We start from the raw sequence: 11,771 nt of genomic DNA on the forward strand, positions 1-11,771 counted from the left end.
CGAATTGCGTTGTTGTTTCTGGCAACGTTAGTACTGCTCAGTTCGTCTTCAGTGTTCCTGTTAGCAGCGGTCACCGGTGATTGTGTCAATTGCCATACCATGCATAACAGCCAGGACGGCAATACTGTTGTCGACACTTCAGACAACAGCAATGTCGCACAAATGAACCTGCTCACCTCCGACTGTCTTGGTTGCCATACTAACCCCAACGGCAACCAGACGATTCTGAACATCGGCACTGGAAATACTTCGCGAGTACCGATCGTGTTCACCGCTTCAGCGCCGACATATCCCCCCGATGGTTCCACCAGCTCAGCTCTCGCCGGAGGCAACTTCTATTGGGTTGCCAAAGAGGGCGATCAGTTCGGACATAATGTTTATGGGTTGAGGGGCGGAATCAACGAAGCCGACAGTAATTTAAGGGTTGCTCCTGGCGGATTCTCCTGCATGGGTGATTGCCACGCAACTCTGGCGACTCCGACCAGCGGTTGCCGTGGTTGTCACTTCCCTGCGCACCATGCTGACGATGGCGACCCGAATGATGCTGTTGACAGTGGAGATGGTTGGTATCGTTTCCTGAGTGGTGTTACGATGTTGACCAACCGCAACACCGTACAGAGCTTACGTGAAGAGTTGCTCGCCCAGCCGGCTGTTTCCGGGATCGAAGACCCCGATTGGGAACAAAACCCGAACGCTCATCACAATGTTTATAAAGGCACCACAACAGCTTATCAACATGCTGAGGGAGAAGACATGTATCCCGGCTCTGTTGCCGATAACAGCATCGGCGCATATTGCAGTGGCTGTCACTCCAACTTTCACCATGAAAATGGATATGCCGAACCGGGAGGTGGAATGGGGAGCCCGGGAGCCTGGATTCGCCATCCTTCCGATGTCGTCATCCCAAACGAGCGCGAATATGCGTACGCGACAACCTACGATCCACTGGCGCCAGTAGCTTTAACCAACCTGGGAGCCGGATCGATTTACGGTACCGAAGTCAATGTCGGCTCGGATGTGGTTACCTGTATCTCTTGTCACCGCCCGCACGGTTCCCCTTATCCCGATATGCTGCGTTGGGATTACATGAACGACTGCAATACCGGTGTGGCTGCGACAGTTGAAAATCCCTGCGGCTGTTTCTCATGTCACACGGGCAAGGACTAAATCTGAATCTAAATAGGAAATCTGTCAAATAAAATCTAACTGCAAAATAAGGGTGCCCAGATGGTCAGGGCTCTGATTGGGGAGGTAAAAAATGAAAACAAAAATAGTTGTATTCTTAAGTTTAGGACTCATGTTATGTGCCGGGAGCGCATTAGCGGCAGTGAATGGCTCTTGCGTGGAATGCCACACCATGCACAACAGCCAGGGGGGCTTGTCGATGCGTTTCGATAGCACAGAACTTACTGGTGCTGCTGCCCTGCTGCGGGCGGGTAGCTGTACTGGGTGTCATGCTGATGCAACACGCAATACCAATATCGATACTTCTGCAGGTCCCGATTACACTCTCATCCCACAGGTCGATGGGCAATTTTACACCGAGCCTGGGACTACTGGTAATACGCTGGCAGGTGGTACTTTTCATTTTGTGGCGAATGATAAAACGACTGGCCACAATATTGTCGACCTAAGCGAATTTGGCCACGCCGTCGACTTGACTTCTCCTCCCGGCTATGATGTGACGATTGCTCAGTCGGTCGGACTCCCTACAACATGGGGTGCCTTAACCTGTGCCGGGGTAAACGGTTGTCATGGAGAGCATTCTGATGCCTTTAATCAGCCCCTCTCCAAGTTTGGTGCAATCAGTGGCGCGCACCACGAGAGCGACGCGACGATTGATGGCACAACTGTTGGCAAAAGCTACCGCTTTTTGAAGGGAGTTTTAGGTGTAGAGGACGATGACTGGGAAGGTGATGCCGATGCGGATCACAATGTTTACCATGGTGTCGATCGTCTGGCGGCTGGTGCCAACGAGGTTGATAGTGGAGCAACGATCAGTTCTCTTTGTGGTCAGTGTCATGGCAAATTTCACAGCAGCGAGAACAATAATGTTGGCGAAGGAGTGATGTCCAATCCTTGGCTGCGTCACCCAACTGATATCGACATGATGATGCTCGCAGGTACCTCAGAGTATGCTGCTTATGAGTATGACATGCAGGCTCCGGTAGCTGCCAACTTGACAGTTACCGTTATGACGACTTCTGCTGTCGATAGCGATTATCAGCAGAAGATCGTTACCTGTGTTTCTTGCCATCGCGCTCATGGTTCTCCCTATGAAGACTTGTTACGTTGGAGTTATGCGGGGATGGATGCAGGTACTGCAGGTGCGACGGCTGGCACTGGTTGCTTCCTCTGCCATACATCAAAAGACGGTGTTGAGCCGGCCGTTATTCCGTAATTCATTTTCTCTATTGTGAAAATGGCCAACCCATTTGGGTTGGCCATTTTTTTGGACGTGTGAATAGTTTATTTTCATAGTGGTGGAATAGTTTGCTTGTTATTTTTCTATGTTTTTCGGTTCTATCCACAAACAAAAGATGGGGTTGATCAAGATCGTCCCAGATGGTTCTTCGAAGCTGCTTATATGATTTTTGTATATTCCTGTAGGAATATGCTAGAGTACGTCGCTTGCCGGGGGGAGGGGGTTGACATTGATATTGGTTTCTATTAATATTGGTTTCTGTTAACATTTGTAACGTCTTATGGTTAAGGAGTCTCTGTGGCAAAGCGTTTTACAGTCATGATCGTTCCCGATGGTGGGGAGAAAATTCGCCGAATTCATGTTCGGCGTTGGGTTATGACCTGTGCCCTGACGGTTACTTTGCTCTGTGTTGGTCTTCTTTCCTTTCTGACATATTGCCAATTTAATAACGAATTTGAAAAGTCTGAACTGCAAAGGTTGCGTCTGGTTAACGGCCAGCAGCGATACGATCTGCAACGGCTTAGCCTTGATGTTGAATTGATGCGTGATGAATTGGCCCATCTGGCTGAAACGGAAGCCAGAGTTCGTCAGTTGGCGGACGTTGAAAGTTCACCCAAGGCACTTCCGGTTGCTGTCGGCGGAATTCCCGATGGTGGCACCATCGGAGTTGTTGATGAGATCCAACAGCAAATTAACCGGTTGCAGGTTGCCATCGATCTCCGTCGGCAAAGCCAGGAGGATGTACGTAATCTGCTGAACGATAAAAATTCTCTCAGCCGGGCAACACCGATGGGTTGGCCGACGAAAGGATGGATCACTTCCTACTTCGGCATGCGCCAGATTCCGATCGGAAAGGTCGGCAGAAGAATCCACGAAGGTCTCGATATCGCCGCGAATACGGGCACACCGGTTTTTGCCACCGGAGATGGGGTCGTAGCTCGAGTCGAATACTCGAAGAGTTACGGTAAGGCGGTTATTATTGATCACGGCTATGGCTATCGTACGCTTTATGCCCACAATTCGAAAATTCTGGTCAAGCGTGGTGCGCGTGTGAAGCGAGGGACGAAAATTTCTGAAGTCGGCAATACCGGTCTTTCGACGGGACCGCATGTTCACTATGAAGTACAGTTGAACGGTGTTCCGATCGATCCCCGTAAAACCCTTTAGTCGCAAACACTCTTTCTCTTTTATTTTGTTCTTTTTTGTTGTTGCGTTTCTATACCGTTTGTTGGCTGTCACAAGGCCCATAATCTCAGTGTTTTAGCTCTCATTGTTCTTGTTCCCTTCTCTTTCTCTATGCTACTATGCCGGCCATTGTGGGTGCTTTTGTTTTGGTCGTCGTTCTAGTGATAATTGTTTTAATAATTTAATAATTTCCTGTGGTTAAGTTGCAGGTGTCGGAGTTTGATTAGAAAATGATCGGTGGTTTACTAAAAATAATTTTCGGTAGTAAAAACGAGCGGGTACTAAAGCGGCTTAAGCCACAAGTTGCCCGGATTAATGCGCTTGAAGAAGAGTTTGAAGCGTTAAGCGATGAACAGCTTCAGGCGAAAACAATTGAATACCGCCAGCGGCTGAATGATGGCGAAACTCTCGATCAGTTACTGGTAGAAGCTTTCGCTACGGTGCGCGAAGCGAGTAAGCGGGTCCTTGGCATGCGCCACTTTGATGTGCAGTTGATCGGCGGTATGGTACTCAACTCGGGCAAGATCGCCGAGATGAAAACCGGCGAGGGGAAAACCCTTGTTGCAACCTTGGCCTGCTACCTGAATGCGCTCAGCGGCAAGGGTGTGCATGTCGTTACGGTCAACGACTATCTGGCTAAACGGGATGCCGAGTGGATGGGGAAGCTCTACCGCTTTCTTGGTCTCTCGGTCGGCTGCATCGTGCACGGTTTAAACGATGCAGAGCGCAAGGCAGCTTACAGCTCTGATATCACTTACGGCACTAACAACGAGTTCGGGTTTGACTATTTACGGGACAATATGAAGTTCGATCTCGAGGAGTATGTGCAACGGCCATTGCACTATGCCATTGTTGACGAGGTCGATTCGATCCTGATCGACGAGGCCCGGACGCCATTGATTATTTCCGGGCCGAGTGAAACCTCCAGTGATCTCTATCAGCTGGCGGACCGTCTTATCCCCCGACTGGATAAGGGGGAAACGACTGAGGAGCGGGACGGTAAAATAGGCCAGACGATCAAAAGGCATACCGGTGATTATACCGTTGACGAAAAATCCAAGTCGGCGGCCCTGACGGAAGAAGGTGTCACCAAGGTCGAAAAGATGTTGAATATAGACAATCTCTACGAGCCGCGCAACATGAACCTGCTGCACCACATCAACCAGGCCCTGAAGGCACACGCTCTATTTAAGCGGGATGTAGATTATGTGGTGAAGGACGGTGAAGTACATATTGTTGATGAGTTCACCGGGCGTTTGATGCCAGGTCGGCGGTGGAGTGACGGTTTGCATCAGGCGGTTGAAGCGAAAGAAGGTGTCAAGATCGCCAGCGAAAACCAGACCCTGGCGAGCATCACCTTCCAGAACTACTTCCGCATGTATGAAAAACTGGCCGGGATGACCGGTACCGCAGATACCGAAGCGGTTGAGTTTAACGAAATTTATAAGCTGGATGTTTCTGTCATCCCAACCAACAAGCCGTTGCTGCGTCAGGATATGTCTGATGTTATCTACAAGACGGAAAAAGAAAAATTTCTGGCTGCCATTGAGGATATTGCTGAATGCCACAAGGATGGGCAACCGGTGCTGGTTGGTACCATCTCCATCGACAAATCGGAGGTGCTCTCAACTTTGTTGAAAAAGCGGGGTATTCCACATAATGTCCTTAACGCTAAGCAGCACGAACGGGAAGCCTATATCGTCGCCCAAGCTGGCCGTAAGGGCGCGGTAACCATTGCCACCAACATGGCGGGTCGTGGTACCGATATCGTGCTCGGCGGTAACCCGGAGATGATGGCGCAAGCCGAAGCGGCTAACGCGGCCGATCCAGAAACTTGTTTCCAAGAGGTGTTACCCAGTTACCAAGAACGGTGCAAGCTTGAAAAACAGGAGGTTCTCGATGCTGGTGGCTTATATATTTTGGGCACCGAGCGGCATGAATCCCGGCGGATCGACAATCAGCTGCGTGGTCGTTCCGGGCGGCAGGGAGATCCAGGGAAAAGCCGTTTTTATCTGAGCCTTGAAGATGACCTGTTGCGGATTTTCGGCTCCCAGCGGGTCGCTTACGTGATGGAAAAATTGAAGATCCCGGAAGGTGAACCGATTGAACACGGTATCATCAGTAAGGCGATCGAGAATGCGCAGAAGAAGGTCGAAGCCCATAACTTCGATATTCGGAAGCATCTGCTTGAGTATGACGATGTCATGAACCGGCAGCGTGAGGTGATTTACTCTCAGCGCCGTGAGGTGTTGGGTGGAGACGAGTTGAAGGAGACCATCCTAGGGATTTGTGCCGATACGGTTGAGGATATCATCGCTACTTTCTGTCCGGACAAAACTTCTGCAACGGAATGGGCTTGGGATCGTTTGACCGAAGATTTTGCCAATCAATTTGCATTTTTGCCGGATTACTCTTCTGTCGATCGGTCAACCGTCAAGCGGGCTGATTTGGAACAGTTGCTGAAACAGCAGGTTGAGGGCCGCCTTGAATATAAAGAGGAGGATTTTACCCCGCCGTTGATGAAGCACCTGATGCGGGTGCTGCTATTGCAGGCGATCGACTCGCAGTGGAAAGATCATTTGCTTTCGGTCGATCATTTAAAAGAAGGGATCGGTCTGCGTAGCTATGGGCAGAAGAATCCGAAAGAAGAATACAAGCGAGAAGCATACAGCCTGTTTATTGAGATGATGGGGCGTATCCGGCAGGAGGTTCTTCAGAAGCTATTCCGCGTACAGCTAGCGCGGGAAGAGGAAGTAGAGCAGATGGAGGCTGAGCAGCGCAAGCAGCAGGTTTCACTGAATCGTGTCGGTGGGGAAGATGAAGGTCGCAAACCATCGGTCCGCGAACAAGATAAGGTCGGCAGGAATGACTCTTGCCCCTGCGGCAGCGGCAAAAAATACAAAAAGTGCTGCGGTAAGTAGGGTAGTGAAACGGGTGAAGCGATGACGGAACAACCACAAGTCGATCCTGCGATTCTGCTGATAGATGATGTCCCGCTGATTCTGGATTTATTGCAAGATGTTCTGGAAAGTAGAAACTATCGGGTGATCCGTTCGGAGACCGGGAATCAGGTGACTGAAATTCTGGATCGGGAGGACATCGCATTGGTATTCTGCGATGTCTCGTTGCCTGATATCAACGGTGTTGAAGTGCTGCGGATGATCAAGCAGCATACCCCTGAAGTTCAGGTCATCATGATCTCCGGGCAGCAGGATTTTATCGTTGCCCGTCAGGTTTTGCGAGAGTGCGCCCTCGATTATCTGATTAAGCCTTTTTCCCAGGAAGAGGTTATGGAGGCGGTCAAGCAGGGGTTTAGCGCCTATCGTCACGCCCTCAACCAGAGTCGGGCCCGGATGGAGGCACAACGGCGCATGGCCGATCTGGTTTTACTGAAAAAGATCGGCGAGACTGCTAGCACCGGCAGTGATCTGCAGGAGCTGTTTGATCTGATTCTTGATTCGATCGTTGACTCGGCTGACGTTGAAGTTGCGTCATTGATGTTAGTGGAGGACGATGGCCTCCTGCACATCGCTGCGGCGCGTGGTTTGTCTGATGAGATTATCAGCACAGTCCGGGTTGCCGCCGGAGAAGGGATTTCCGGTCATGTACTGGCAACCCGGGAACCAGTTCTGATCTCCAACCTAGATCATGACAGCCGTTTTAAGAGCCATGTTTCCGGTGAGCGTTACAAGGACCAATCGTTGCTCTCGGTGCCGATCATTGTTCGAGACGATATTGTCGGTGTCATCAACGTCAACAACAAACGTTCTGGTGAATCATTCGATCTTGAAGACCAGAATTTGCTGATGGCGATTGCCAACCAGGTTGCCTTGGCGATGGAGAACTTCGAGCTGGTCAACAGCCTGCGAGCGCAAGCGGCGACCCTGGAGCGCACCAACGACGAGTTGGTCCGGATGAATCGAGCGCGGACCCGGTTGGTTTGCAACCTATCCCATGAGCTGAAGACGCCGTTGACCTCGATTCTGGGGTATGTCGACCTGTCCCTGACTTTTTACGAGAAGTTAACCGAAGAAGAGTTTAAGGATCACCTTCGCTTGGTGCGTGAGGAGGGGGAGCGCCTGGAAAAGCTGATCACCGGCATGTTGCGCCTTTTCTCGATTGAATCGGAGCGTGAGGTCTGGCGCTGGAAGTCATTCGGGGTCCCTTGGCCGGTGGCGGATTCTTTCCAGCACTACAACAAGAAAATGACGGCCCGCAGTCTTGAGGTTGACATCGATATTGAGGAAGATCTGCCGGAGGTTTACGGCGATCAGGAGAAGTTCGGCATGGCCTTCAACAGCCTGATCGATAATGCCGTAAAATTCAACCGGGATGGCGGCAAGGTGCGGGTTAAGGCCGCATCACGGATGTTCGATGGCTTGGAATATGTCTATCTGCAGATCTTCAACGAGGGCCAGACGGTGCCTCTGGAGGCACGTAACACTATTTTTAATTCTTATACCCAGTTGGGCGATATCGATACCGAAAAACCTCATGGAGTAGGCATCGGCCTCGCCTTGGTCAAAGTTGTTGTCGATCGGATGAAGGGGGATATCTTCCTTGAAGAGGTCGAGGGGGAAGGGACTTGCTTTGGTATGTTGCTGCCGACCGAAGCGACTTACAATCAGCTTAAAGGTTAGATGATGAGTTTTTTTGATATTCCGGCGGGATACCGCTTTACGGGGATGGCCAGCGGCATTAAAAAATCGGGCAAACTAGACTTGGCCTTGATCTATTCGAATCAACCTGCGCGGGTCGCGGGTGTGTTCACCCGCAACAAGGTGGTAGCGGCCCCTTTGCAGCTCACCCAACCGCGAGTCACGGCCGGATTTTGTCAGGCTGTGCTGGTTAACAGTGGCAATGCCAATGCCTGCACCGGCGAGGCAGGTTTACAAATTGCCAGAGAGACCTCTGCGATACTGGCAAGGGAACTGTCAATCGCCGAAGATTTGGTTGCCGTTGCTTCAACCGGCGTCATCGGCGTGCAGATGCCGATTGCGCCTTTTGCTCAGGGAATTCCTAAGTTGGTTAAAACGCTAGCTGCAGACCAAGTCACAGTTGTTGCCGAAGCGATCATGACCACCGATGCGTTTACCAAGGTGGCTTCGGCGAAAGGGGATGGTTACTCGGTGCTTGGTTTGGCCAAGGGCGCTGGGATGATTCATCCGAATATGGCCACTATGCTTGGTTTTGTCATGACTGATGCCAAGGTTGCGCCTGAGTTGCTTGATAGCGCACTGCGCCGTGCGGTTAAGAATAGTTTTAATTCGATTACGGTTGATGGTGATACTTCGACCAACGATTTGGTGTTGCTTCTGGCGAACGGCGCTGCGGGTGGAGAAGAGATTCAGCCGGGGAGCGAGGTCGCCGAGTGCTTCTGTCAGTATCTCGACCGAGTCCTGCTGGATCTGGCGAAAATGATTGTTCGAGATGGCGAAGGAGCAAGCAAACTCGTGGAAATTCGGGTGACCGGTGCCGCATCCGAAGAGGAGGCGAGGACAGTTGCAAAATCGGTCGCAACTTCTTCATTAGTTAAGACGGCTTTTTTTGGTGAAGATGCCAACTGGGGGCGGATTATTGCTGCAGTCGGCTACTCAGGCATTGAGGTTGACCAGAATAAGATTGATATCAGGTTCAACCAGATTCTGGTTGTCAGAAATGGTTTATCAACCGGCCCGGAACTGGAAGCAGAGGCGACCGATGTTCTCAAACTGGATGAGTTTGTCGTTAGTATCGAGCTAAACCAGGGGGAGGCGGTCAGCAGTTATTACACCTCTGATCTTGGCTACGAATACATCAAGATTAACGCTGATTATCGCACCTGATGATCAACCCTGCTCCTTTCATCGATCACACCCTGTTAAAACCGGATGCGACCGAGGCGATGTTTGCCGTTCTCTGCGAGGAGGCGGTGGAGTATGGCTTCGCGTCGGTATGCCTTCCGCCGGCTTTTGTTCCATTTGCCGTAAAGCGCCTGTACGGTTCCGAGGTCAAGGTCTGTACCGTCGTCGGTTTTCCCTGCGGTTATAACACGCTGCACCAGAAAGTTACTGAAACCTCTGAGCTGGTGGCTTTGGGGGCTGAAGAGATCGACATGGTCATTCCGGTCGGCAGATTGATTGAGCGAAATTTGCTTTTGGTAGAAGAGGAAATCTCCCAGATCGTGCTGGCGTCTGAACAGGTACCGGTAAAGGTGATTATCGAATGCTGCTATCTCGATGATGATTTGAAGCGACGGGCGACTGAAGTGGTGGTCAAAGCCGGAGCAGCGTATGTGAAAACCTCAACCGGTTTCGGTCCATCCGGAGCGACGGTTGCCGATGTGCGCTTACTGGCGGCAACCGCTGCTGGCCGGATCGGCGTGAAGGCGGCAGGCGGGATTCGTGATCTTTCTTGCTTCTGGGAAATGATCGCTGCTGGTGCCACCCGGGTTGGCACCAGTTCGGGTGTTAAAATAGTATCTGCATGGCACAAGTTGCAAAATTGTAAAGATTGATATGTTCCAGCGAATTGTTCTGATTGTTTTGGACGGAGTCGGCGTTGGCGCCTTGCCGGATGCGGCCGAATATGGAGATGAAACGGCCGCAACATTGCCGCATGTAGCAGATGCTGTCGGTGGCTTGGTGTTGCCGCAGATGGCCCGTTTGGGACTTGGGAAAATCGCTTCAATCGAAGGTGTCGAACCGGTGCCCGTTAACTGTGGCTATTGGGGTAAAATGGCAGAACAGAGTCCCGGGAAGGATTCGGTAACTGGGCATTGGGAGTTGGCCGGGGTGACCCTTGAGCAACCATTCGCGACTTTTCCCGACGGTTTTCCCGCAGAAATAATAAATGCCTTTACGGTTGCCACCAGGCTGGAGCCGCTTGGCAATATTGCTGCCAGCGGCACTGACATCTTGCTACAGCTGGGTGAGGAGCATCTGCAAAGCGGCCGGCCAATTATTTATACCAGCAGCGATTCAGTCTTTCAGATCGCAGCCCATGAAGAGGTCATTCCACCGGAGCAACTCTACGATATCTGCCGGATTGCTGAGAAGATTCTTTTGCCCTATAACGTTTGCCGGGTAATTGCCAGGCCGTTTATCGGAACCTCGGCGGACAATTTTAAACGTACTTCCGGGCGGCACGATTTCCCGCGGCGGCCAGCAGGGACAACCTTGTTAGAGAGACTCCAGCAGGCTGGTGTCGAGACTTTAGGCGTCGGCAAAATCAACGACCTTTTTGCCGGGCAAGGGTTGTCTAGAAGCTTTTCGACCAAAAATAACACTGAAGGAATGGAAAAGACCCTGCAGGTGTTTGGGAAAATTAAATCAGGTTTGCTCATGACCAATCTGGTTGATTTTGATATGCTGTACGGGCATCGTTTGGACGCTGATGGGTTTGCCGAGGCATTGCAGGCGTTTGATAATTGGTTGCCTCAACTTTATTCTAAGATGACTGATTCCGACCTGCTGATTGTGACGGCAGATCATGGTTGTGACCCCACTACTGAGGGAACCGATCATACCCGTGAATTTGTTCCTTTGCTGGTGTGGTCGCCTGTGTTGAAACAGTCAGGAAGTCTTGGGGTAAGACAATCTTTTGCTGATGTAGGCGCGACCGTTGCGCAAAACTTCCGGGTTGATTTGCAAGGGCAAAGTTTTCTTGCAGAGCTTAAGTGACCTTGGTTTTATCCGCCTCGCAGAAATAGGAGATAGTTTTGATGGGAAAGAAGAGATGTTTTTTGTTGGTGCTTTTCTGCCTCCTGTTCAGTTTTAAGGCCGCAGCAGAAGTTCATGTCGCGGATGCAGTGATTACTACTGGTATAGAAAACCAGATGCCGGTCGATAAGGTAGAAGTGTATCCTGCCGATTATGGCAAGCTGTTTTGCTTTACCAGAATTGTCGGAGCAGATCAGGATACATCGGTGACCCATGTTTGGTACTATCAAGATAACGAATTGGCGCGGGTTAATTTGCCTATCGGTTCGGCAGATTGGCGGACATATTCTTCAAAGCGTTTTTTGCCGCAATGGGCAGGGCAATGGAAGGTTGTGGTGTTTTCTGAAGACGGACGTGAACTGAAAACGATATCGTTCGCGCTGGAATAAAGTTGGAATAATAAAAAAGGCGGCCCAGGCGGGCCGCCTTTTTTATTATTTGATAAGTATATGTTACTTCTT

General features: G+C 50.8%; 9 protein-coding genes. All 9 read left to right on the top strand.

Features of this window, described 5'->3' with window-relative positions; all coding sequences use genetic code 11:
* On the top strand, positions 1-1,167 hold a 1,167-nt coding region (locus tag Q7J88_RS14865; protein ID WP_303723022.1), incomplete at its 5' end, for a cytochrome c3 family protein.
* Between the two features lie 160 nt (positions 1,168-1,327).
* Positions 1,328-2,401, top strand: a complete 1,074-nt coding sequence (locus Q7J88_RS14870; RefSeq protein ID WP_303723023.1) for a cytochrome c3 family protein — start codon at positions 1,328-1,330, stop codon at positions 2,399-2,401.
* Between the two features lie 321 nt (positions 2,402-2,722).
* Positions 2,723-3,592: a M23 family metallopeptidase gene (locus Q7J88_RS14875; RefSeq protein WP_303723024.1), complete on the top strand. Its 870-nt coding sequence runs from the start codon at positions 2,723-2,725 to the stop codon at positions 3,590-3,592.
* Positions 3,593-3,840: 248 nt separating this feature from the next.
* The gene (secA, locus tag Q7J88_RS14880; RefSeq protein WP_303723025.1) at positions 3,841-6,531 is read left to right on the top strand and encodes a preprotein translocase subunit SecA; all 2,691 of its coding nucleotides are present in this window, start codon (positions 3,841-3,843) and stop codon (positions 6,529-6,531) included.
* Between the two features lie 21 nt (positions 6,532-6,552).
* A complete protein-coding gene (locus tag Q7J88_RS14885; protein ID WP_303723026.1) occupies positions 6,553-8,250 on the top strand; it encodes a response regulator in 1,698 nt (565 codons plus the stop codon).
* A gap of 3 nt (positions 8,251-8,253) precedes the next feature.
* On the top strand, positions 8,254-9,435 hold the full coding sequence (gene argJ / locus Q7J88_RS14890; protein WP_369682056.1) for a bifunctional glutamate N-acetyltransferase/amino-acid acetyltransferase ArgJ: 1,182 nt from the start codon (positions 8,254-8,256) through the stop codon (positions 9,433-9,435).
* Positions 9,435-10,106: a deoxyribose-phosphate aldolase gene (gene deoC / locus Q7J88_RS14895; protein WP_303723028.1), complete on the top strand. Its 672-nt coding sequence runs from the start codon at positions 9,435-9,437 to the stop codon at positions 10,104-10,106. The genes argJ and deoC overlap by 1 nt, the downstream gene beginning before the upstream one ends.
* A gap of 1 nt (position 10,107) precedes the next feature.
* Positions 10,108-11,271 carry a phosphopentomutase gene (locus tag Q7J88_RS14900; RefSeq protein ID WP_303723029.1) on the top strand — a complete coding sequence of 388 codons (1,164 nt, stop codon included), beginning with the start codon at positions 10,108-10,110 and terminating at the stop codon, positions 11,269-11,271.
* Positions 11,272-11,312: 41 nt separating this feature from the next.
* Positions 11,313-11,699 carry a DUF2914 domain-containing protein gene (locus Q7J88_RS14905; protein ID WP_303723030.1) on the top strand — a complete coding sequence of 129 codons (387 nt, stop codon included), beginning with the start codon at positions 11,313-11,315 and terminating at the stop codon, positions 11,697-11,699.
* Positions 11,700-11,771: the final 72 nt, after the last annotated feature.

It is taken from the genome of Malonomonas rubra (assembly GCF_003247215.1).
In the GTDB taxonomy this organism is placed as follows: Bacteria; Desulfobacterota; Desulfuromonadia; order Desulfuromonadales; family Geopsychrobacteraceae; genus Malonomonas; species Malonomonas rubra_A.